General features: G+C 27.9%; 29 protein-coding genes. 7 read left to right on the forward strand and 22 right to left on the reverse strand.

All coding sequences use genetic code 11. From position 1 onward, the window contains the following. Window positions 1-59 precede the first annotated feature (59 nt). From Q0V24_RS09435 to Q0V24_RS09445, 3 genes are all read left to right on the forward strand, one after another. On the forward strand, window positions 60-1,490 hold the full coding sequence (locus Q0V24_RS09435) for an MDR family MFS transporter (RefSeq protein ID WP_297520796.1): 1,431 nt from the start codon (window positions 60-62) through the stop codon (window positions 1,488-1,490). Window positions 1,491-1,505: 15 nt separating this feature from the next. Next, window positions 1,506-2,132, forward strand: a complete 627-nt coding sequence (locus Q0V24_RS09440) for a hypothetical protein (protein WP_297520798.1) — start codon at window positions 1,506-1,508, stop codon at window positions 2,130-2,132. A 238-nt stretch (window positions 2,133-2,370) separates the two neighbouring features. Next, the gene (locus Q0V24_RS09445; protein ID WP_297520800.1) at window positions 2,371-3,123 is read left to right on the forward strand and encodes a hypothetical protein; all 753 of its coding nucleotides are present in this window, start codon (window positions 2,371-2,373) and stop codon (window positions 3,121-3,123) included. A 180-nt stretch (window positions 3,124-3,303) separates the two neighbouring features. On the opposite strand, the gene Q0V24_RS09450 is transcribed toward Q0V24_RS09445, so the two are convergent. After that, window positions 3,304-3,708, reverse strand: a complete 405-nt coding sequence (locus Q0V24_RS09450; RefSeq protein WP_297520802.1) for a PH domain-containing protein — start codon at window positions 3,706-3,708, stop codon at window positions 3,304-3,306. Window positions 3,709-3,863: 155 nt separating this feature from the next. Here Q0V24_RS09450 and Q0V24_RS09455 point away from each other — a divergent pair, with 155 nt between their 5' ends. Continuing rightward, window positions 3,864-4,175, forward strand: coding sequence for a hypothetical protein (locus tag Q0V24_RS09455; RefSeq protein WP_297520804.1), 312 nt, complete (start codon window positions 3,864-3,866; stop codon window positions 4,173-4,175). A gap of 83 nt (window positions 4,176-4,258) precedes the next feature. Here Q0V24_RS09455 and Q0V24_RS09460 read toward each other — a convergent pair whose 3' ends face one another. The 10 genes from Q0V24_RS09460 to Q0V24_RS09505 form a co-directional block, all read right to left on the reverse strand. Continuing rightward, entirely contained in the window at window positions 4,259-4,804 is a 546-nt protein-coding gene (locus Q0V24_RS09460) for an rRNA adenine N-6-methyltransferase family protein (RefSeq protein ID WP_297520806.1), read from the reverse strand. A gap of 198 nt (window positions 4,805-5,002) precedes the next feature. Next, the gene (locus Q0V24_RS09465; RefSeq protein ID WP_297520808.1) at window positions 5,003-5,887 is read right to left on the reverse strand and encodes a DMT family transporter; all 885 of its coding nucleotides are present in this window, start codon (window positions 5,885-5,887) and stop codon (window positions 5,003-5,005) included. A 133-nt stretch (window positions 5,888-6,020) separates the two neighbouring features. Continuing rightward, window positions 6,021-6,497 carry a hypothetical protein gene (locus tag Q0V24_RS09470; RefSeq protein WP_297520810.1) on the reverse strand — a complete coding sequence of 159 codons (477 nt, stop codon included), beginning with the start codon at window positions 6,495-6,497 and terminating at the stop codon, window positions 6,021-6,023. Between the two features lie 145 nt (window positions 6,498-6,642). Further along, window positions 6,643-8,046, reverse strand: coding sequence for a HAMP domain-containing sensor histidine kinase (locus Q0V24_RS09475; protein ID WP_297520812.1), 1,404 nt, complete (start codon window positions 8,044-8,046; stop codon window positions 6,643-6,645). After that, window positions 8,030-8,698, reverse strand: coding sequence for a response regulator transcription factor (locus Q0V24_RS09480; protein WP_297520814.1), 669 nt, complete (start codon window positions 8,696-8,698; stop codon window positions 8,030-8,032). The genes Q0V24_RS09475 and Q0V24_RS09480 overlap by 17 nt, the downstream gene beginning before the upstream one ends. Window positions 8,699-8,811: 113 nt before the next feature. After that, entirely contained in the window at window positions 8,812-9,477 is a 666-nt protein-coding gene (locus Q0V24_RS09485; protein ID WP_297520816.1) for an ABC transporter ATP-binding protein, read from the reverse strand. Between the two features lie 11 nt (window positions 9,478-9,488). Beyond that, on the reverse strand, window positions 9,489-10,877 hold the full coding sequence (locus Q0V24_RS09490; protein ID WP_297520818.1) for an ABC transporter permease: 1,389 nt from the start codon (window positions 10,875-10,877) through the stop codon (window positions 9,489-9,491). A gap of 204 nt (window positions 10,878-11,081) precedes the next feature. Next, entirely contained in the window at window positions 11,082-11,237 is a 156-nt protein-coding gene (locus Q0V24_RS09495; RefSeq protein ID WP_297520820.1) for a zinc-ribbon domain-containing protein, read from the reverse strand. Window positions 11,238-11,615: 378 nt separating this feature from the next. Beyond that, a complete protein-coding gene (locus Q0V24_RS09500) occupies window positions 11,616-12,269 on the reverse strand; it encodes a pentapeptide repeat-containing protein (RefSeq protein WP_297520822.1) in 654 nt (217 codons plus the stop codon). A 152-nt stretch (window positions 12,270-12,421) separates the two neighbouring features. Continuing rightward, window positions 12,422-13,594, reverse strand: a complete 1,173-nt coding sequence (locus Q0V24_RS09505; RefSeq protein ID WP_297520824.1) for an SAM-dependent methyltransferase — start codon at window positions 13,592-13,594, stop codon at window positions 12,422-12,424. Window positions 13,595-13,929: 335 nt separating this feature from the next. Here Q0V24_RS09505 and Q0V24_RS09510 point away from each other — a divergent pair, with 335 nt between their 5' ends. Continuing rightward, entirely contained in the window at window positions 13,930-15,051 is a 1,122-nt protein-coding gene (locus Q0V24_RS09510) for a DEAD/DEAH box helicase (RefSeq protein WP_297520826.1), read from the forward strand. Window positions 15,052-15,140: 89 nt separating this feature from the next. On the opposite strand, the gene Q0V24_RS09515 is transcribed toward Q0V24_RS09510, so the two are convergent. The 3 genes from Q0V24_RS09515 to Q0V24_RS09525 form a co-directional block, all read right to left on the reverse strand. Further along, window positions 15,141-15,476, reverse strand: coding sequence for a hypothetical protein (locus tag Q0V24_RS09515; protein ID WP_297520828.1), 336 nt, complete (start codon window positions 15,474-15,476; stop codon window positions 15,141-15,143). 158 nt (window positions 15,477-15,634) lie between these two features. After that, entirely contained in the window at window positions 15,635-16,018 is a 384-nt protein-coding gene (locus tag Q0V24_RS09520) for a VOC family protein (RefSeq protein ID WP_297520830.1), read from the reverse strand. A 132-nt stretch (window positions 16,019-16,150) separates the two neighbouring features. Continuing rightward, a complete protein-coding gene (locus Q0V24_RS09525) occupies window positions 16,151-17,728 on the reverse strand; it encodes a ClC family H(+)/Cl(-) exchange transporter (protein ID WP_297520832.1) in 1,578 nt (525 codons plus the stop codon). 405 nt (window positions 17,729-18,133) lie between these two features. On the opposite strand from Q0V24_RS09525, the gene Q0V24_RS09530 reads away from it, so the two are divergent. Both Q0V24_RS09530 and Q0V24_RS09535 read left to right on the forward strand, forming a co-directional pair. After that, window positions 18,134-18,658 carry a cupin domain-containing protein gene (locus tag Q0V24_RS09530; RefSeq protein ID WP_297520834.1) on the forward strand — a complete coding sequence of 175 codons (525 nt, stop codon included), beginning with the start codon at window positions 18,134-18,136 and terminating at the stop codon, window positions 18,656-18,658. Window positions 18,659-18,660: 2 nt separating this feature from the next. Continuing rightward, window positions 18,661-19,464 (forward strand): MBL fold metallo-hydrolase, encoded by an 804-nt coding sequence (locus tag Q0V24_RS09535; protein WP_297520836.1) that lies wholly within the window; start codon window positions 18,661-18,663, stop codon window positions 19,462-19,464. A 43-nt stretch (window positions 19,465-19,507) separates the two neighbouring features. On the opposite strand, the gene Q0V24_RS09540 is transcribed toward Q0V24_RS09535, so the two are convergent. From Q0V24_RS09540 to Q0V24_RS09575, 8 genes are all read right to left on the reverse strand, one after another. After that, window positions 19,508-19,855, reverse strand: a complete 348-nt coding sequence (locus Q0V24_RS09540) for a hypothetical protein (protein ID WP_297520839.1) — start codon at window positions 19,853-19,855, stop codon at window positions 19,508-19,510. Window positions 19,856-19,871: 16 nt separating this feature from the next. Beyond that, window positions 19,872-20,234 carry a hypothetical protein gene (locus tag Q0V24_RS09545; protein WP_297520841.1) on the reverse strand — a complete coding sequence of 121 codons (363 nt, stop codon included), beginning with the start codon at window positions 20,232-20,234 and terminating at the stop codon, window positions 19,872-19,874. Between the two features lie 14 nt (window positions 20,235-20,248). Then, complete coding sequence (locus tag Q0V24_RS09550) at window positions 20,249-20,542, reverse strand: hypothetical protein (RefSeq protein WP_297520843.1); 294 nt, start codon at window positions 20,540-20,542, stop codon at window positions 20,249-20,251. After that, window positions 20,543-20,830 (reverse strand): DUF4176 domain-containing protein, encoded by a 288-nt coding sequence (locus Q0V24_RS09555; protein WP_297520845.1) that lies wholly within the window; start codon window positions 20,828-20,830, stop codon window positions 20,543-20,545. It abuts the gene before it with no gap. An 18-nt stretch (window positions 20,831-20,848) separates the two neighbouring features. After that, a complete protein-coding gene (locus Q0V24_RS09560; protein ID WP_297520847.1) occupies window positions 20,849-21,601 on the reverse strand; it encodes a hypothetical protein in 753 nt (250 codons plus the stop codon). Then, window positions 21,595-22,824: a hypothetical protein gene (locus Q0V24_RS09565; RefSeq protein ID WP_297520849.1), complete on the reverse strand. Its 1,230-nt coding sequence runs from the start codon at window positions 22,822-22,824 to the stop codon at window positions 21,595-21,597. Before Q0V24_RS09565 ends, Q0V24_RS09560 begins: the two co-directional genes overlap by 7 nt. A gap of 228 nt (window positions 22,825-23,052) precedes the next feature. Beyond that, the gene (locus Q0V24_RS09570; RefSeq protein ID WP_297520850.1) at window positions 23,053-23,427 is read right to left on the reverse strand and encodes a hypothetical protein; all 375 of its coding nucleotides are present in this window, start codon (window positions 23,425-23,427) and stop codon (window positions 23,053-23,055) included. Between the two features lie 42 nt (window positions 23,428-23,469). Then, entirely contained in the window at window positions 23,470-23,781 is a 312-nt protein-coding gene (locus Q0V24_RS09575) for a hypothetical protein (protein WP_297520852.1), read from the reverse strand. Between the last annotated feature and the right edge of the window lie 41 nt (window positions 23,782-23,822).

The raw sequence follows: 23,822 nt of genomic DNA on the forward strand, positions 1-23,822 counted from the left end.
TTTGACATTCTTTATATGTATAATATTCTATTTAGATACAAACACATAAAGGAGAACATATGGAAAATAATAGAACTAAAATAGTCATAGCACTTATGCTTACTATGTTTCTTGCTGCCTTTGAGGGTACGGTTGTTAGTACAGCAATGCCAACAATCGCAAGAGATTTAAATGGTTATAAGTTAATAAGTTGGGTTTTCTCTGCTTATCTTTTAACATCAGCAGTTTCAACCCCTATATATGGTAAACTTTCTGATTTACTTGGAAGGAAAAAGGTCTTAATAACAGGTATTATAATATTCTTAGTTGGTACAGTACTTAGTGGCTTATCACAAACAATGGTTCAGCTTATAATTTCTAGAGCAATTCAAGGTCTAGGGGCTGGGTCAATAATAACACTTACATATACAATAATTGGAGATTTATATGATATATCTGGAAGAGCTAAAATACAAGGTCTTCTTAGTACAATTTGGGGAGTTGCTAGTATTCTTGGACCTTTCATAGGTGGAGTTATACTCCTTAAACTTTCATGGCATTGGATATTCTTTGTAAATATTCCATTTGGATTACTTGGAATATTTATGATAAGTAAGTACTTCCATGAAGAAGTACATGCACATAAAATCAAAATAGATTATCTAGGAACTTTGTTCCTTAATATAGCAATTGTAGCATTATTATTTGCTTCACTTGAAAGTTCAAATGAAAAATATCTTATCGGTTGTTTAATACTTTCTATTATTTCATTTATAATATTTATATTTGTTGAAAGAAAAGTTGAAGAGCCTATAATACCATTTGATATATTCAATAAGACAAGTATTTATGCAAATATAATAGGATTTATTGTTGCAGTTATAATAATTGTAATTCAATCATATCTACCTTTATATACACAAAATGTACTTGGTTATAGTCCAATTATTTCTGGATTATTCCTTGCACCAATATCAATTTCTTGGTTTATTAGTTCTTTCTTACTAGCTAAGTCTTTAAAGAAATTTGATGCGAAAATAGCAATTATAATATCATCAGCATTAATATGTATTGCATCACTTATGATTGCTTTCCTTAATATATCAACACCAATTATTGTATTAATAATTGCTATGTTTATAATAGGTTTTGGTTTTGGTGGAATAATGAATACAACTATTATAATTTCACAAATAACTGTTCCTGATGCAAGACAAGGTGTATCTACATCAACTATGAACCTTATTCGTACAATTGGTCAAACTCTTGGTGTAAGTATTCTTGGTTCTATTTTAAATAGAGGGATAACAATGCACTTTAATGAAAAAGGGATTCATAATATTACTTCAAATACACTTGGTAGTGCTACAAATCCACTTCACTTCTCACTATTTGATATACAAAAAGGGTTTTATTCAGGATTACATCTTGTATTTATATCACTTTTAGTACTTGCAATAGTAGGCTTGATAATAAGTGTACTTTCACCAAAAATAAAAAATCATCACTAGAAAGAGGTGTTTACTTTGAGTAAAGGTAAAAAAATTATAATTTCAATATTAGCTATACTAGTCGCTTTAATTATTGCAGTAGTAGTCACTTATTATGTATCTTTTAGTCCTAAAACCCCTACTACTCCAATAACAAACAATGTTCAAATAAATGAACTTGCTCTTGCTAAAAAGTTTATTCCAAAAGATATTGATTTAAGCTTTAAAGGTATTAGTGCAACATCTAATGCTCAGTTTAGTGCACAGGAACTTACAAACCTTGCAATTTATGCTGTAAATCAAAGTCCTGAAGCAAAAAAATACGTAACTGGACTTGAGGTAAAGATTACAGATGGTAATATTGTAATTTATGTTACTATAAATTACAAAGGAATCCCACTTGAAGGAAAACTTATATTCGAACCTTATGCAAAAGATGGAAAAGGTTTATTCCACTATGTATCAGGTAATGTTGGATTTATTCAAATACCTAAAGATTTAATCTTTAATAAATTAGAAAATAATTCAGTTGTTCAATTTGATAAAACTAACGGAAATATAGTTCTTTACTTCAATAATATTAAACAAATCAAAATTGAAAATATTTATACTAAAGAAGATAATATAAATATTGTTTTTAAGGGTAACCTTAAATTCTTCTAATATATTTTAAATACTAACAAAAGCAACTAGTTAATTTAACTGGTTGCTTTTTTGTAATGTCACAAAACTTCACTAAACTTAATATTCTGTATTAAAAGATAATTTAAGGTACTGCTAATAATATTCTTCTATTATCAATTGTTCTTATACAAAATAATTGATAACTAATATTTTTTAAATTCAATATTGGTGGCAGGATTTTAATATCCTATCATCACTTATTATAGAGGTGTTTTTTATGACAAATGAAAATTATGGTGATTATAAAGATAAACCTAAAGGGAATTGCTTTCCTAATAACTTTTCTTGTAATGAAGTACAAGATATTGAAACTTCTCTTGAATCTATTCTTGAGTCTGAAGCTAGTATATCTGATTGTGCTTCAAAGTTATTTTCAAGCATTTTCCCCTGTGAACTTGATTCTATAGATGACATTCAAAAAAAGATAAATCTATTTACGACACTTTTGCTTGCTTATAACAATAGACCTTGTTCACTTGGAAAACTAATCAAATCTATTAATGAAACCTGTGATGAATATATTCCACAACCCCACATAGATATTTTCGATTCTTGTATAGATCAAAAAGGGGGAAATTGTTGTGCTCCACCAAGATGCTATCAACCTAAAAAACCTACTCCCTCTTACCACTATACACAACCTAATCCTTGTAATTGTAATACTTCCCCAAACTGCACTTGCACTTATAAGACTTATGACTGCCCTACTCTTTGCAGTTGTAATTACAAACCTCCTTGTCCACCTAAAAATGCTTGTAAGCCTTGTACACCATCTAAGCCTACTTGCTATAAACCTCAGTTTGCACAATATATCTCTTGTGGAATTTATTTTTTAGAAAAAATCAATATATACTCTTCTTCTAGTAATACACAAATAACATATAATCTTTATTATAATAACAAAACAAAAAAAATATTTGCATTACAAGCAGCTCCCTGTAGCACTTCAAAATCATTTATTATAAATTAAGAGTTCTTTATGGGTACTATACAATCAAAATAATCTATCTTATTACCTTAAATCCAGAATGAAATATTACCCATTCTTTAATATCAGTTACTCCAACTACTAGTAACTCTGTAGTTCATCACAATGTGATTGCTACTAATAACAAAAAGCTCCTGAAATACTTCAGGAGCTTTTGCTACTTTAACACAAATAATATTGTTTGATAAGCTTCACTATTTGCTTGGCTTCTTTTGATTGCGCTGATGGAACTTTAAATGATATTGGTGCATTATAAACTACTCCACCAGCTCCTATAACACTATTGTTCTGAACCCCTATTTTAACATCTACGTCTAAATCAAATGTTCCTGCAGTTTCAAAAGAAACATTTGAAACAGATTTTCCTGGTATAAATTTAACCTCAACTTTCTTACCTGTTACTCCTTGAACATCAATCATATAAATCCCAAGGTTAGTAAGAACTATTGAATCTCTTATAAATTTAAAACTCATTATAACCTGCTCATTATCTAGTAGATATTCATTAAGTATGCTAGAATCAGCCACCATACTTCCTTTACCCATTAACTTATCGTATATCCCCATATTAAATCTCCCTTAATTTTTAATTTCTTTATCTAAGTATACTCTAAAAATAAACTCTTTATATCCCCATTTATAAAAGGTTTAAATAATTTACTAGCTTTTCATTAAAATATGTTATATGATAAATTAAAACGACCTAAAAAGGAGTATTTAATATGTCAGTTTATATAATCAATTACTATTTAGTAGAAGCAATGCACTCATGCGGATGTGGTTCAGATCACCATGAGCAGCACGACCACGAAGAAAGAGATAACACTTCTGTTATTGGAGAAATTAAAGAACTTGGACCTTGGGCTGAACTTATGCCTGATTGTTACATAGTTAAATCAGAGAAATCTGCTGAAGAAATTGCAGCAAAGGTTAAATCTGTAATGGAAGATAAAGATAGAATTTTTGTAACAGAAATAAATAAAGAAAATGCTGCTTCATTCACACCTGGTGCAATGGAATGGATTAGACAATAATATATAACAAAAAAAGAATGCTTTTTAGCATTCTTTTTTATTATGTTATGTATATCTACCCTATATTTACAAAAGTAGTCCATTTAACTTCTACACCTTAGCACATATGCTGGTGGTATATTCATATATGTTTTATCTGTACAAATTTCCTCGAAAAATCTATCAAATAAACTCTTCTTTACAAGTGAATATTGAAAAGTTATAAATTCACCACTATTCTCTATTATCTCTGCTGTCTTAGTTAATATCTTATCAGATACTTCCTTTGGCAGTGATGCAAATGGTAAACCAGAAACTATGTAATCAACTTTTTCAATATTATATCGCTTTAATATATCATCTATATTTTCAGCACTCTCATTTAATATAAGAACATTTTTTTTATGTCCATATAATCTATTTAATTTATGATAAAATTCTTTATTTATTTCTATTAATATAACTTTTGTATTTTCATTTGCTCTAGCAACTAGTTTTTCTGTAAATGCTCCTGTTCCAGGACCATATTCAATAATGCATTTTGCACTCTCAAAATCAACCTTACTCAACATTTTGTTTGCTAAAAATCGACTGCTTGGTGCTACTGCTCCTACTTTTCTTGGATTTTTGATATATTCTAATAAAAACATAAAATTACTCCAATCGTTTCTTTTTATTATACTATATATTTTCAAAAAAATAAATTTTAATAATTTTATTATCAAAAATAATGATTATTGATAATTTATTATAAAAATCCCTAATTAATCTAAACACTTCTAGGTTAGCCTTAAAATATTTATCTTTGTTTAATTTTTTATATGTTCAAATATTTTTCTATCATTTTTTCAACTTTTTTTGTTATTTTTAACCAATAAATATTTATCAGATCTCTTATTCCATACAAATATAGTAATCGATCCTATTATAATCAATAAATACCCTATCAAAGAATATTCATCAGGAATATTGTTCCATATAAACATCCCAATAGCCGTAACAAATATAACATTTGTATAACTAAATATAGATATCTCTTTTGCAGGTGCATACTTATATGCTATTGTAATAGCAAATTGGGTGCAAGATGAGAATATCCCAGCTAAAATAAGAGCTATTATTTGATAAAAATCAGGCATAGCAAACCTATATATCATAAATGGAATAGACAAAATCGCTGATGTAAATGCATAAAAGAATACTATTGTATTAGTACTCTCTTTTTTCCTTAAAAATCTTAAAAATGTTGCAACTCCCCCTCCAAATACTCCTGAAAGAATAGCTATTAGAGATATACTTAAACTTTCATTTCCACTTGGTTTAACCACAAATAAAACACCAATAAAAGCTATTATCATTGCTATTATATGATGTTTTTTAATATTTTCCTTCAAAAATATTGCAGAGAATATTATTACAAAAAATGGACTTAATTTTCCTAAAACAACTGCATTAGCAAGAAGCATATGACTTATAGCATAATAACTAGCCCATACACCAAGAGTTCCGCATAATGCCCTTAAAAAAAGAAATTTTCTATTTTCTTTACTTCCAAAAAACTTATCATCAGATCTTAATATTATAAATACAGTTGTTATAACTGTTATTATATTTCTAAAAAAACTTTTTTCATAAAAAGGTAAATTCCCTGCTTCCTTTATAGCTGTTGAAGCAAGTGCTGCTGTTAAAGATGATACTATTATTAATAGTATTGCCTTGTTTTTATTACTCAAAAAAACTCTCCTCTATTTTTTATTTGAAATCTTATAAAGTATAAGTCTTTTAATTATAATTTTCAACTCATTAAAATTTGTGCAAAAAAAAGGAAAACCTCTCATATCTTATCAAATATGAGAGGTTTTATATTTATATACCTTTTACAAATTCTAAATTACTAATCATGTCTTTATTATCTACAAATTTCACCTCAACTCTTAAAAGTTCGGATTTTTGTAAATTAGTATTCCCCTTTACCTTTACATCTACTACATTACTAATTGCACCTGGTTCTAATATATCTGATGTTTTTAATTGAACGACTTGTCCACCTATTTTATATATATATTTCAGACCTGCTATTTTTTTATCTGACTCATTTTTTATTCTTGTACTAACAACTCTAATATCTTCATTTTCTACAATTTTAGACTCTATAAATTTCAAATCTCCTAAATTAAAATCCTTATTTTCACCCTGCACTGAGATATTTTTTGTTAATGTTGCAAGATTATTAACACTTGAACTATTTGCATTAATCTGAGATTCACTTACTGCAACCACTCCAAACCCTATAACCCCTGCTATTAACACTACTATTGCCATTCCTATTGCTGCTTTATTCATTATCTTATCCCCCACATATCTAAAATTCATATTTTGTAGTTCTTAAATATATAATCACATAAATAAAGTATAAATTCAATCTTATATTCCCTTTTTAACTTATAATAAACAAAAATTTAATATAATTTACTTTTTCTTGAAAATATTATTCAAAAAAGTTAGTTTTAAAATAAATATTAAAGCTAACACTATTATCTTTTGATATCATTTCATATCTAAATTCATGTTTTTCTAATATATTTTTAACTATATAAAGACCAAGTCCTGTTCCACCTGTTTTTCTATTTCTTGATTTATCAACTCTATAAAATGCCTTAAATATATTCTTTAAATCTTCCGCTAAAATATTTGTTCCCATATTTTTAACTTCTAAATATTTTTCTGTTAATATTATATATACTATTTGAGAATCATTCGTATATTTAAATGCATTTAAAATAATGTTATTTATAGCTCTTTTAAATAATTTTTTATCCACTAAAATCCAAATTTCATTAGCAATATCTAATTTTATATTTAAATTCTTTTCTTTCGAAAAATATTGCAGCTCATAAACTATTTGTTCTACTAAATCACCTATGCAAACCTCTTCTAATACCAATTTACTTTGAGAACTTTCAAGTTTACTTAGTGATAATATTTCATTAACCAATTCCTTCATTTCCTCAACTGTCTCAACTGTCTCACCAAGATATTTATCCCTATCTTTAAATTTACCTATATTATATTGCATTCCCTCAAGTTGCCCTACTAAAATTGTAAGTGGTGATTTAAGTTCATGTGATATTGTTGCTATAAATTCTTTTCTATTTTTCTCTTGTATTCTTTCTTTTTCTATATCACTTTTAAGATCTAAATTAGCATTTTCAAGTTCTAAAATATTTTGTTCTAACTTCTCACTCATATTGTTTAAATTTGCATAAAGTTCTGAAATTTCATCATTTGATTCACTCTTTATTTTATTTAGAAAATCTAAATGAGCAATTCTTTTTGTATATTCATTTATATCAATAATAGGTTTTGCTATAAACTTTGAATATACCTTTGCTAAAATAAATGAAACTATTAAAGCTATAATTATCATAAAGGGTGTAAATAATGATAAAGCTTTACTTGCCTCATCAATTGGCTTATATATTGCTGAAACTTCTAAAGTATATTTTTTCCCATTACTTGGATCTTTAAAATCTTTTTCTACCGTAATCTGTTTTCCTTTATCACTAAACTTATTATGATTAAAGTTAAACGGTCTACCTTGTGGCATGAATACTACATTTCCACTAGAATCTATAAGTTTAACTAAAACATTATTTTCATAAGAGAAGTTATATAATAAACTACTAATATCCCCCTTAGTATCTTCTATCTCATTTACTAACTTACTGCTATTTTCATTTATAAGATTAGTTTTATATTTATTATAAAATCTTGGCATAAATGTATACATAAATATATATAAAATAGCAAATGCTGATAAAATAAAACTAGCTGTAACTATAAAAATCTTAGTCTTTATACTAGCCTTGTTCCAACTATTTTTCAAAAACATATCCTATCCCCTTTACAGTATTAAGATACTTATAATGTATTTTCTTTCTTATATTCTTTATATGAGTATCTATAACTCTAGTGTCGCCAAAGTAGTCATATCCCCAAACTTTATCTAAAAGCATATCTCTACTCACAACACTTGGGTACATTTCTATAAATAACTTTATAATATTAAATTCCTTTAATGTCAAATCTAATTCCTCTTCTTTAAAATACCCTTTAAACGTACTTAAATTAAGTCTAACATCTTCAAAACTTATATTATTAACATCTTCTCCTACGGTTAAACTTCTTCTAAGTGCTACTCTTACCCTCTTTATAAGAATATTAAAAGAAAATGGTTTTATTATATAATCATCAGCCTCTAAATCAAATGCTTTAAGTTCATCACTTTCTTCACCAAGTGCTGTTAAAAATATAATTCCTATTTTCTTATTTTTACTTCTAATAAGTGCACAAAGTCCATGTCCATCAAGCTTTGGCATCATAACATCTAAAACAACTAAATCATATTCTTTTTCTTTGAATTTTTCATAACCTTCAATCCCATCACTTGCACAGTCTACCTCATAATTTTGAGTTCTTAAAAATTCATAAATAAGCTCTTGTATCTTTAAATCATCTTCTACAACTAATATCTTTTGTTTCATTACACTAACTACCCCCACAAAATTTGTATACCTCTATTAAAACATAATATTTTTAATTTTTTGTAAACTAAGTTAAGATATTAAGCTTTAAACCTAATATCTTAACTCTATAATTACCCTACTAAAATAAGAGTTTTATTTTTCAATTGATATACTTCATCTGACTTTTTTGCAATATCCTTATTATGAGTTACCATCACAACCGTTTTATTATAATCTCTCACTAAATCCTTTATAAGAGTTATAATATCATTTGAAGTTTTTTCATCAAGATTTCCCGTCGGCTCATCTGCAATTATAAGGTCAGACTCTGAAACTAAAGCTCTTGCAATTGCAACTCTTTGTTGTTGTCCACCACTAAGTTTTAAAACCTTTTTATTAGCTAAATCTTTGCTAATCCCAACTCGATCTAACATTTCTAGTGCTACTTTTTTCTTCTCCTTATTTTTTATATTTTTTATTTCCATAGCTGACACAACGTTTTCTATTGCACTCATATAATTTAAAAGATTATACCCTTGAAAAATTATTGATACATACTTATTTCTAAAAGTACTAAGTCCTATCTTGCTTACAAGCGTCCCATCATAACTTACCTCTCCACTTTTAGCTTTATCAAGCCCTGATGCTATCGATAAAAATGTTGTTTTTCCAGAACCAGAAGGTCCTATTATTGTATAAAACTTACCTTTTTCAAAATCTAAATTTATATTTTCTAAAATCTTTTTACCATCCTCATACCAATAAGATATATTTTCAAACTTTAATACACTACTCATAAATACTCCTCCTAATTATGTTTACTTAAAATAGTTTTAGGGTGTAATCTCATAATAAATCCTGCTGGAATTATTGTAGATATTATTGCAACTAAACTTGCTAATATCCCCATCTTTGTAAATTCATCTGCTGTTATTTCAATATTTAATTCATCAATAGCCTGTGCATCTGCTCCTGGCCCACCCATTCCTGGTCTTGACCCAAGCGAACTTTCTTCCATCTCACTTGTAACTTGTATTTCATTATTTAAAAGTTTTGCTCCAACTACATTACTCACACTTCTCCCAATAACCCCTGCTATACTAAGTGATATAACTAAGACTAAAATTACTTCAACTAAAAATTGTCCTATTATCTTAAATTTACTCTCTCCAAGACTTAAAAGTATTCCTATTTCATTTGTTCTATCCTTTATAGATAACATTATTATAAGAGCTAAAATTACTGCTCCAAATATAGTCACAATAATAAGTGCTGTACTTGAAAATGATGCTACATTATCTATTGGTCCCATCATTGTTTCATAAGCCATAGTATCTGCATCAAACATAAAAGTATCTAAATCTACAGATGTTTTTTCTGCTTCCACTATAAACTTATCTACATTTATCGGATCATCTAAGTAAAATACCATCTTTCCTACTGAATCTGTATACTCTTCACCTTTTAATCCACTAACTAAATTATATGGCACAAACATTTTATTAAATGGACTACTTGATACATTCATAAATGCATCTGAACTAAACTCACCACTATTTCTATATATCCCAACTATTTCCAATTCCTGTGAAACAGTTATATCTGTTGGACTTTCTACTATGAATTTATCTCCAACCTTTAAATTATTTTCATTTGCTAAAGTTTCTTCTATTGCTACTATATCTCCTGTATCTGTATCAACAATCCCTCTACCATCTATTAACTCAACATCACCATTCATGTACTCTGTTGATGCTTCTAGATTATTAACACCTGTTAAATTTAAATCTCCCCTTATCGGACCTCTCATTCCACTACTTTCATCTATTTCCTCTGTACCTATAGCTAAAATAGAATCTGAATTTACTGTTGTTACTGTTGTTACTAAATAACTCTCAACATATTCAATTTCTTTTAGTTCTTCAAGATAATCTAAAGTTATTGGCATTTCTGTAATTTTTCTATTTCCACCACCTGCTCCACTCATCATATTTCCTCTCATCTTTTGAACATCTAATGTTAACGTTACATCAGCTCCAAGTTTTTGCCTTGCTAAAACACTAGACTTCTCTGCTGCTGATTTAATTCCAAAACTAGCTAATATAACCACACAAACTGTAAGCATAACTGCAAGTAATATACTCGTCTTTCCTAATCTAGATTTTGAACTTAAAAAAGCTCTTTTTATAAAATTCACCTAATCAATCCTTTCACCTTGTTTCTATATTTCAGATAATAAAGGCTCTATCTTAAGCTAACTTGTATCTAATGTGGAGTTTGTGTGGAGTTGATTTTATGAAAAATAAAAATAGCCTGTATAAATGGGTATACTTCCATTTACACAGGCTATTTTAGACTATAAAAAAGACCGTATAAGATATACGATCTTTAAAAGCAAAAACTATCTTCTATTATTTTGTGCTTTTCTAGCTCTTCTACAAGCTGGGCATCTTACTGGCTCGTTATCAAATCCTTTTTCTTTGTAGAACTCTTGCTCTCCTACTGTGAATACGAACTCTTCGCTACAATCTCTGCATACTATTGTTTTATCTTGCATGATAATCCTCCTAAAATTTAAAGTTCAAAATGGATATAATAACCTCTAAAAATCAAGAGAAATATCTATCTATATGAAACTTTTTTTATTCTTTTTTAAGCTTATTAGCTTAGCTTTATAATAACATAGCTAATTAGGTTTATCAATACATTTATGGTATTTTTTTCCAATATTTTTATTGATAGTATATATGTATTTCCCTTTAACTTTCTTGCCTAAAAAATTAAAAAATATTCCTATTTTTTATTAAGATAATATTACTTTTCTAGCCCTTTTTATGCAAAAAAGGACTGTATCACTACAATCCTTCATAAATCCCATAAATAATTTTCTTAGTAAAAAAAATTATTCATTAACTTCTTTTCATATATTTTTTTATTATATAAGTCCATCTTTTTCATATAGTCTAATTGCTGTAATAATATAACTTAAAGTACAAAAATCTTTTGAAATTTGCTTTGCTGCTTCTTTTAATCCCGTAATTAAAAATTTCTCTTTAAACTGTTCTAAAAGTACTATACAACTTATAGGACTGATTGTTCTATCTTTTGTATCTAATGTTCTTGATTCTTTTATAAATGGATTCTCCATAGCAATATTTATAGCTTCTTCAAGTTCTGCACTTATTTCAAGTGTTGGCATTTCATCAAATACTTTAACTTGCTTTTGTGTAAATTTTAAATTTTCTGCTTTTGTTATATCTGTTCCTACAAATATACAATCATAGAATCTAGCATCATAAAAATCTGTTCCATCTAAATTTACACCATCAAATACTGCATTTCTAAATGTTGCTCTTTTAAACTTACTATTTTTCAAGTTTGTTCCTATAAACTCTGTCCACTCAAAACTTGCCTCATAGAAATCACATGTTTTAAAGTGTGCACCTCTTAAACTTGCAAAATCAAAGTTTGAATTACAAAACTTACAGTTATAACAACTTGCTCTTCTAAAATCTGTATACATGAAGTTTTTATTTTCTTTATTTGCTTTATTATATTTTATTATGTTCACCTTTTTATTAACAGCCATTTTTCCTCCATTAAGTACCTTTGTACTTTAATTCATTTATTTTAAACCACTTCTTTTATAAAGTAATAATTTATCTTTAAGCTTACATCTGCCCTAGTATGTGGACAGTATACTACAATTATACCATCTTTGATACTACTTCTTTTTATAATTTAAAATTCTAACAAATTATCTTCCTTTAATAATTTATATAAAGTTGGCTCTATATTAAACTCATTCATTATAGCCTTAACCTCTGCAAGTGACTTTTCTTTCTTCTCTTTTGAAACTTTCCCCTTAGATGCTCTAATTAAAATATTCTTTGGTGAGTGAGATATATCTATAAACTCTAAAAGTTGAGTTTTATATCCTAAACATTCTAAAAGACTTCCTCTAACTGAATCTGTCATAAGTGCAGCCATTCTCTCTTTTATAATTCCATACTTAGTTATAGCAGTAAGATTATCAGTTTTAATTTGCTCATTAAACTCATGTTGACAACAAGGAACTGAGAAAATCATTTTTGTATTCCACTTTATAGCATTATATAAAGCATAATCAGTTGCTGTATTACAAGCATGAAGTGTTATAACCATATCTACTTTATTGCTATAATTAAATCCATTTATATCTCCAAGTTCAAAATGAAGATTTTCATAGTTATATCTTTGTGCTATATCATTACATTTTTTAATAACATCTTTTTTTAGGTCTAGCCCTATAATTTTTACATCTATCTTTTTAATTTCCACAAAATAATAATAAAGAACAAATGTAAGGTATGACTTACCACAACCAAAGTCTAATATAGTAAGTTCTTTATAATCTTTCTTTTTAACCTCATCATCTATAACTTCTATAAATCTGTTAATCTGCTTATACTTATCATATTTTGAATTAACAACTTTTCCTTCTTGTGTAAAAACCCCTAAATCTATTAAAGGCTCAATTATCATTCCTTCTTTAAGAATATAATTTTTTTCTTTATTATGTGAAGTCTTTTCTCTCATTTCTGAGTTATCTATTTTCTTCTTATTTAAAAGTATTTTACCTTTTTTTGATATTTTCATCTCTGCTGTAAAATCATCTGACCAAATACTGACTTGCTTATAATTATCTTCTAAACATTCTAAAACTTTTTCTTCTAACTCACCTTTTTGAATATTCTCATGAAACACTTGTTTATCTGTATACTTTTCAACTTGGTAACTTTCTACATCATCTTTAAGTTTGATACTAAAAACTATCTTATTATACTCATAGTCTTTACTCATTTTATTACTTAAAACAACTTTTATAATATCATTATTTAAAATCTCATTGATTTTCAATCTTAATTCTTCCATCTTTAACACACCTTACATGTTTATTTTTGATTTAATTCTACAGATAATGATACAACACTATACTTGTCCTTTTCAAGTGAAATTCCCCTTCTTAATCTAAATACCTAGAGATACAAATTTCTAAATTCAACAAAAAGAAATATTTTTTGAATATTTTCAACATTTCTTTATTTTTTATACTTGACTCCCCAGTTTTATTATGTTAAACTTGGTTTACAGTTGGTACTTAATAGTGCTGTCTTGTAGAGCATGGGTCTTTCGCCGGAACCATGCTCTACTTTTTTTATATGGAAAAATAATAGCTAACGAATGCTATATTGAGAGGAAATTAAATAGTGAATTTTAAAGAATTAGGAATTAAAGAGAATATAATTGACATACTAAAGAAAAATGGAATTACAACACCTACTGCAATACAAGCAGAAAGTATTCCATCTATATTAAAAGGAAATGATGTAATCGGAGAAGCTCAAACAGGAACTGGTAAAACTTTAGCTTTCCTTTTACCTACTATACAAAATATATCTACAAAAAATAGTAATACTCAAGTTTTAATACTTTCTCCAACAAGAGAACTTGCTATACAAATAACTGAGGAAGCTCAAAAGCTTACTGAAGGAACAGATATAAAACTTTTAGCTGCTTACGGTGGTAAAGATGTTGGATCACAACTTAAAAAGCTTAAGAATGATATACACATGATAGTTGCTACTCCTGGTAGACTTCTAGATCACCTTAAAAGAAAAAGTATTAATCTTAGTAAGATTAACACAGTTATAATTGATGAAGCTGACCAAATGCTTCTTATGGGATTCAAAAATGAAATTACAGATATAATGAGCTGCGTACCAAAGAAATGCCAAACACTTTGTTTCTCTGCTACAATGGACTCTGCTGTAAAGAAACTTGCTTACAGATATATGAATGATCCTAAATTCATAGAAATCAAAGAAGAAACTGTAACTGTTGATTCAATTAACCAAGAAGTTGTTGAAACTACTCACAGATGGAAGCAAGATGCCCTTTGTAGTGCTTTAGAAGAGGATAATCCATTTATGGCAATCATCTTCTGCAGAACAAAAAGAAGAGCAGATGAACTTGAAGCCGGATTATATAAAAGAAAAATCAAATGTGAAAAAATCCATAGTGATGTTCCACAAGCTAAAAGAGAAAGAATTATGAAATCTTTCAAAAATGCTGATATTCAGCTTCTTCTAGCTACTGATGTTGCATCAAGAGGTATAGACGTTTCAGGAGTTACTCATATATATAACTATGATATGCCAGAGAGTGTAGAAAGCTATATCCACAGAATAGGTAGAACAGGAAGAGCTGGTGAAGATGGTTATACTTGTATGTTTACAGATCCATCAAACTTACCTATGCTTGAAGAAATAGAGAAATTTATTGGATTCAAAGTTAAAAGAAGAGATTTAGATATTAAAAAAACTAAATAATTATAAAATGCCCTAGCGAAATTATTTCATTAGGGCATTTTTTTTACTCTTATCCTCTTCTAAGTATTTTTATATCTCAAATAATTTTACTACTCCTCAAAACAAAGTTTCATAATATCAATAAATTCTCTTTTACTAGGCAATTTTTTTCTCCAATTGTTAGGTTCATCATCCTCAATCAAAAAGTTATATATATCAACTAGTTCTTTAATGTTTAGTTTAGTTTTTTCAATATTCATAGTTACAATAACGTCAGCTCTTAATGCATTGTCTACTAAGTTTCCATATTTTCTAGTTAGATTTTCTAAATTCATTTCCTTTCCCTCAATATGAACAAGATAATCTTTAACATCACTTTCTAAAAAAACTTTCTTATTTCTATTTAGTTCACAATACTCATCTCTGCTAATATCTCCACTCTCCAATATTCAACACCTCTTTCCCTATATAAACCTTATTATTATTATTTCCAATAATATAACTTTTTAGAATAAGCATCTATAATTTTTATGTAATTATTTTATTCATTACTTATATTATATAAAAAAAAGCAGCTAGTTTATTACTAGCTACCAAAATAAAATTATATATTTCTTAAAACTTCAACTTGATATCCATCAGGGTCAATTACAAAATAATATTTTGGAGGTTCTCCTGGAAGCCCCTTCAACGGTGTTACTTCATATCCCATTTTGATATGTTTTTCTCTTAAAGCTTCTATATCATCTGCACCTATAGCAATATGGCTAAAACCATTTCCTATAACATAAGGTTTTTCTGGATCATAGTTATATGTTAACTCAACCTCATATCCACCAACTACATCTGAAAGATATACTAAATCAAATTTATACTTTGGAAATTCTTTTCTTCTTGTTTCAATAAGACCTAAAGCATCTCTGTAAAATGCTAAAGATTTTTGTAAATCCATAACTCTAATACATGTGTGCAACATTTTTATTGCCATTTTCAAATCCCTCTTTTCTCTCATATTTTTTCTATTAAATTATACTACAAAATAGCTTTTTTACCTAATATTCACTACTTTTCATATTTAAAAGAAAAAACTCACTTGAATAATTACAAGTGAGCCTGCTCTTTAAGCTTTCATATTTGCATCGCATTGGACACATAGGGTTTCTAACCTATCTCTTAGGTTAATTTCCCGATTTTCACTAACCATTACACTAATCTTATCTCCCGACATCATGATTGTATCTCCATCTGGAATAAGGTGTATACCCTCTCTCTCAATAGAAATAACAAGTGTATGATCTACAAGTCTTATTTCCTTTAATTTTTTACCCACAATTGATGAACCCATTTCGATTATATAAGAAATAATTATCTCTGCACTCTCACCAGTAACTGGTGTACCATTTTGTGCATGTAGTCTCATTTTAAATAATGATTCATAAACTGGTTCACATCTTAATAGCTCTGCTGTTAAATAAGAAACTCCACAAACTAAAGCAATTCCACCAATTTGTGTAAATGAACCACTCATTTCACAAACAAGTACAAATCCTGTTATTGGTGCTCTTACAATTGATGCAAACATTGCTGCCATAGCAAATAATACAAAAGTATTCATAAATATAGGATTTACTCCTAAATATTGAACTGCTACATCTCCAAAAACAACACCAACTAAAGACCCAAGTGTTAGAAGTGGGAATAAAATCCCTCCTGGTGTCCCAGCACAAAAACTTATCATTGAAAATATAAATTTTGCAACAAGTAATATGACTGCAAATTTTAAAACTGTCCCACTAATTAAAATATGATTTATAAGATGTATTCCTCCACCTAAAACTTGTGGTATAAATATTCCGAAAAACATAGCACAGATGAAAGGTATTATCATTCTATACTTTACAGGAACATTTATCTTTTTGTATAATTCCATAGTTTTTACAAGAGTTTTATTGTAAAGAACCCCTGCAAGCCCCATAATAACTCCAAGAATTATTATATAAGGATAATATTTAAATGGAATAACTGGCATTACATGAGTTGCAAGTATTTGTTTTGAACCAAAAAATGCCCAAGTAACCACATCTGCTGAGACTGTAGCCGCAATTGCTGATACAAAAAGTGTAGGTGTAAACTTTTTATGCACTTCTTCTAAAACAAACATAACCCCTGCAAAAGGCGCATTAAATGCTGCTGCAAGTCCTGCACCAGCTCCGCTTGATATTAAAAATCTTTTCTCAAGTTTAAGTCTTTTAGTCACATTCCCATATAAATTTGCTATGGTTGCACCAAGTTGAATTGATGGTCCTTCAATTCCAAGTGATAGCCCCGACCCTATAGCTAGAACTCCACCAATAAATTTATATAGAATAACCTTCACTGGTGAAGGTTCTTTAAAATGACCTGTTAATATCCCTTCAATTTGTGGAATACCACTTCCACTAATCATTGATTCATCTTGAACCATATACCCAACTATAAGTCCTATAATTGCAAGAACTGCAATTCCGATAATTATATACCACTTGTGGCCTGCTAAAAAAGCATAAGCTGCAAATGTATATGTGTCTACATGGTCTAAAACTAATCTATAAATTGAAATTACAAGACCAGCTATTAAACCTACAACAACACTTTGTAAAACTATTCTAAGTTTTATTCCACTAAGCATGTCGTACATTTTTGAAATTTTACTGTCCATTTTTTTCTCCCTTTAAAGACCGACCTTGCCTATTAATTTTTTATTTATTCCACAGTAATGCTTCTGTGACGTGTTACATCTTAGTTATACTCTTTTTACCTAATAGTATCAATGTAACATAAAATATAACTATTATATTCTATTAAATTCCAACTAAAAAAATACTATAAATTTTATCAATCTCCCTATTTTTCATTTGAATTATTTAACAATTGCCAAATTATAGAGATAAATTCTTCTTTCTGCTAAATTTTCTCAAAAAAAAGAATTTAAGTTTATTACCACTTAAAAATCTTAAAAATGTTTCTTAAATTATAAAATTAAAAGAAATTTTATAAACTTGTAAGTTTTACTATATAAATTTATAATGAAAAGATATTCAAAGTTACTAAGGAGGAATTTAAAATGGAGAAAACAGCACAATATTACGTAGAACAATTAGATATGATTGCACACCCAGAAGGTGGCTTTTACAAACCTAGTTTTGAATCAGAAGAAAAAATCACTTCAACTGATTTAAATACAAAATTTGAAGAAAAAAGAACTCTTTGGACTAGTATTTACTTCCTACTAAGAGATGGTGAAGTTTCAAACTTCCACAGACTAAAATCTGATGAAATGTGGTATTACCATGCAGGTAACTCACTTACAATATATATGATAACTCCTGATGGAGAATTTATCACAAAACAACTAGGACTAGACATTAAAAATGGTGAAAGCCCACAAGTTCTAGTACCTAAAAACTATATCTTTGGTTCTGCTATGAACAATGAAGGATTTTCTTTAGTTGGTTGTATGGTATCACCTGGATTTGAATTTAGAGATTTTGAATTATTTGAAAGACACTGTCTATTAGACTTATATCCACAACATAGTGAAATAATAAGAAAACTAACTCAAAATCCAAATAATAATAAGGAGAACTAATTATGGAAAAACTAACTATTCTTGGAACAGGTTCAGCTATGGTAACTAAATGTTATAACACTTGTTTCACAATTTCAGATAATACTGAGCATTTTCTTGTAGATGCAGGTGGTGGAAATACTATACTTGTAAACCTAGAAAAAGCTAATATTAATATAGATAAAATTAAACATATGTTTATATCACACACTCATGGAGACCATATACTTGGTGCACCTTGGGTTATAAGAGCTGTTGCTACAAAAATAGCAAAAAAATCTTATGATGGAATATTTACTGTATACGGTGAAAAATCAGTACTAGATGCAATAAAAACTATCTGTAACTTTGTACTAAAAAAGAAATTCTTAGATATGTTTGGAAAAGAAATCATATTTAAAGAAGTATCTGGTGGACAAACTTTAAACATACTTGGTAGAGATACTACTTTCTTTGATATCAAAAGTACTAAGCTTTTACAATATGGTTTTAAAACTACTCTACTAAATGGAAAATCTCTTGTCTTTATAGGAGATGAACCTTACAGAGAAGAAGAAAAAGACTATGCCCTAAACACTGACTATCTTCTACATGAAGCATTCTGTCTTTATTCTGAAAAAGACAAGTATAAGCCTTATGAAAAACATCATGCAACAGCAAAAGATGCATGTGCAAATGCAACACTTGTCAATGCAAAAAATGTTATCATCTATCATACTGAAGATGATAATCTTGATAAAAGAAAAGACCTTTATACAAATGAAGGTAAAACTGAATTTACTGGAAACATAATAGTTCCAGATGATTTAGAAATTATAGAACTTTAGAAAAGTAGGAAATCGTAAATTTATGATTTCCTACTTTTAACTTTTAATAAATAGTCTGTCCACTTGTATTTCCTGTCAATATAGCTTCACATTTCATATTATTTCGTATATCGATTAAATCACTACCAGTTTGCCTTAATTCTCTTACATACTCTTCTAATTTAGCTAGTTGAGCTAAACTTTTTAAATATTTTAATTTCCATTCATCAAAATTTGTTTTAAAAGAAGTGAAACTTTCTCCTACCCAATATTCTTCTGATTCTATTGTATTTACCTCTTCCTCTAATGCAAGAAATAATGTTGTCAATTTTTCAAATTCATCTTCAAGTACATTATTTAACTGTTCTAAACTTTCAATGTTAATATAAAAATTACTCCATATACTCGGCATACTTACACGACTCCTATTATTGATTATTACTGTTGCTATTACTATTACTAATTTCTTCATATAATTTATTAATACTTGAAAATGCTTCATTTTTATTATTTTCAAGAGAGTTTATTGTATTATCAATAGCGCTACCTAATGAAAGATTGATTGATTTTATTCGTGGATCTAATACTAAACTATCAAGCAAAGTATCTACCGCCCCCATCCCTTGTACAAGTTCCTCTGAAAGCCTCATCTCATTATCTGATAAATCTATAACACCATTGTCAATTGAGTCACTTTTACCTAAAGCCTTTCCCAATTCATCTATTGCATCTTCGTATTTTTCTATTTTATCTCTATACATTCCAATTTCTAGATATTTTTGATCTGACAAAAGTCCCCCTCCTTTTAATCTGCAATTTTTTGTGAAAGTACCATATCCGTTCCAAGTATCTCACTTGTTGCGATTTCTATATTTTCTGCTATATCTTTGATATCTTTGATACTATCTTCCAAATTTTCAAGAACTATTTTACTAACTTCTTTAAATCCAGCTCCATACATCCCCTTCATTTCATCTTTTGCAAAAGAAACCGCATTTTTTATTGCTAAATGAGAGGCATCTGTTTCATCATAAATTTCTATTAATTTTGTATATGACATCTGCACTTTATCATAATCTAATTTAATAGTTTTACTCATTTAAATTTCCTCACTCTCATTTAGTTTTTCTTTTTCTTTACTTATATAATGCGAAAACTGCATTTCTTCCTCATCTTGGAATCCTATAAATAATAATCTTTTAATTTCTTTATGATTAAATACTTCTAACTCCTCTTCTCCTTGAACCCCTACCGGTGCCTTACATCCACAATAATCAAAAACTTCTCCATCTATCTCTTTTCTTATAAGTCTTCCAATAATTAAAATTTTTTCTTTTCTCTCTTGATCTATACTCACAATTGAGCCTATCGGTAATAACTTGACCATAACTTCTTTCCCCACCTTTTATTTTTTCTTTTTATTCGTATTGGGTAAATATGAATATATTTCATCTTCCATAAAATCAATTAGTTTATATCCCCAATACATACTAATCATACGTTTTAAAGAAACTACTGAAATTATTAGCATCCCTATCATCATCCATGGTCCTATTCCATGATTTCTAGTGTACGTAATTCCTACTGTAGCTGCTAAGCCTAAAATTACTGGATCTACCTTTTCCTTTTTTTCTTTCTTCTTTTTCATTCCACTATACTCTTTAACTAAATTTTTTTGAGTTACATAGTAAAAATATATTGCTAATAAAAATCCAATCATTGTCACAACTCCAAATACTGTAATTGCACCCATATCTGTAAGTTTAAAATCAAATATTGACAAACTTACTCCCCATATAAGATATATAGTTAAAAAACTAAAATAAATACTTTTCCATACAGCATCCTCTCTATAAAATTTATAAGTTTGATATTCTTTTTCATTTCTTTTGATACAAGATATAAAACTCTTAATACTTACAAATAAAAAAGGAAGAATATACAATCCTCTAATTAAAATATTATTATTTTCTAAAAGAACACATACTCCACTTATTATCAAAACAGCTCCAAAACAAACGCATAACCACATATTTCCTGCACCATAAGCATCTTCATATAAAAATTCATCTTTAGAAAGTTTATAATTTTTTATAAACTTTTTAATCTCCTCATAATTCTCTTCAGCTTTTAATTTTTCTATATACTCTTTTACCATTTTAATGTATCCCACCAATCTTCTAATTCATTTGACTTTTCCTTTTCTTCTTTAAAAAGTTTTTTACTTACCTCATAATATTCATGTGCAAGAGGGTCAATTATTATATCATACCAATACCACAAAAAAGAACCAACAACCAAAGTCCCTACTACAGCCGGAGCTCCGACTATCCCGAAACCAGATACTATTGCTCCACCTATCATTCCACCTCCGAATATTCCAACTGCATCAATAACCGTTCCTGCTATCGCATCATCTATTTCTCCTCCATTAATCCATTTCTTTAAATTTGGATCAACAGCTGCCCAAAGATTCCAAGTAGTTGTTATACCTCCTATAATTCCTTTTACTTTTCCTACTTTTTTTCCTGCCTCAGTTTTTCCTATTCTTTCTTTAAATTTATAAGTATTCTCTCTCATTTGTTGAAATCCTTTAGATTCATTTGATTTATTTTTTTGTATATTTTTTTCATGTATAGCAATATCTTTCATTAATTTTTCATATTTTTTTAAATCCTTGCCTGTTATCTTATATTTATCACTTAAATACCTTCCATTTAAACCTTCCCCTATTTTAACACTTGCTGATGTTCCTTTTGTATTTACCCAATCATTTAAAACATTAAAATAAGTCCTAGGATCTTTTCCACATAGTATCTCATAAAGAAATAGATCCAGAGGACTCTTGTTTATCTTCTCTCCTAATTCTTCTAAATTTTTTTTCACATCTAATTCATCCATATTAGCATATTCTTGAATTTTTTTTTGATTCTCCTCATCTAGTAATAATTCAATAATTCCTATATCCTTATTATCTAATCCAAATTCCTTTAAAGACTCTATAACATTACTTCCACTTATATTTTCTTGACTAATTAATACTGTTCCTACTAAAAAATCATAATTATAATTTTCTTCAGCATTAACATAATTTAACTTACTATATATTAAACTTTCTAAATGTTGATCAAGCACTTCAACATCTTCATAAAAATTAATAAAATCTGTTTTAAAATCAGTATACCTATCAATTTCATCTTTAATTATCTTTCCAAAATTACTCATATCAATAGCTATATTTTCTTCTGAATACATTATATGATCTTGCATTTCATTTTTTAATTCTAAAATTTTTTCTAAATAATTAACTCTACTTTGTATTTCATATGATGCGCCTTCACACACACTATAATCTACTGAAAAAATACTTTCACTACTCATAAATTCTCTCCTTTCCATATTTTATAATTGCACCCTCTATTTTATCCTTTTTTTTACATATTTTCAATTTTTATTATTAAATAACTATTTATCAACAAATTCTTTAATCAGCTATCTTTTTCAGTATAATTATTCTTTTTAATATTAATCATATTAAAAACATCACTATTGTAAGTATTTAAACATAAAAAAATAGCTACCTCGTGAGAAGTAGTTGACTATGATTAATTATCTCTTCTTTTTATATAAATTTGAAGTTAAACTCTTATCACTCTCTATAAAACTTATTAATGAATACTCACAGTAAGCATAAATTGCTAACCATAACATTAGAATCCCAACTCCTACACATCCAATTAATAAGAAAGCTTCACTCAAATGATTTCTCATTAAAACAACTGCTACTCCAGTAAGAGCTGCTGGAATTATAATTTTTGAATTAATTTTTCTACTTTCATCTTTTTTTACTCCTACAAACTTTTTCATAAGTGTTTTCTGTACTATTTTATAAAAAACTAAACCAAGTAAGCTAATTATTATGATTAATAACACAAGTAATGTTATAGCTTCTTCCATTGTTATAGCAAACATAAATCCTATCATTATTGGTATTCCTGATATAGGAATACTAGTTAAATATATAAACTACCAAACACTATATCTTTTTAAACTTTTATATTCAGCAAATTTTTCTTTGCGTGCTTTCCAATATGCTTTAATTGCTGTAATACTTATTATTGTGTGTGGTAAAGAATATATAATTGAAATTAAAATATTAGTATCTTCTAATACAGAAAACAAACCAGCTGTAATAATTGCTGTTACCCCCAAAGCTACCCATATAAAATCCTTCTTCTTATAAAATTCTATTTGTAAAAACTCAATTTTCTCAACCTTACAATACTCTATACACCTTTTAATTTCACTATATCTTTCCTCTTCTTGTGAACTACTCACCACTTAGCTAAAGCTTGAAGTGGGAGCTTCCTAGCCAAGAT

Source organism: uncultured Clostridium sp. (genome assembly GCF_947039605.1).
Classification (GTDB): Bacteria; Bacillota; Clostridia; order Clostridiales; family Clostridiaceae; genus Sarcina.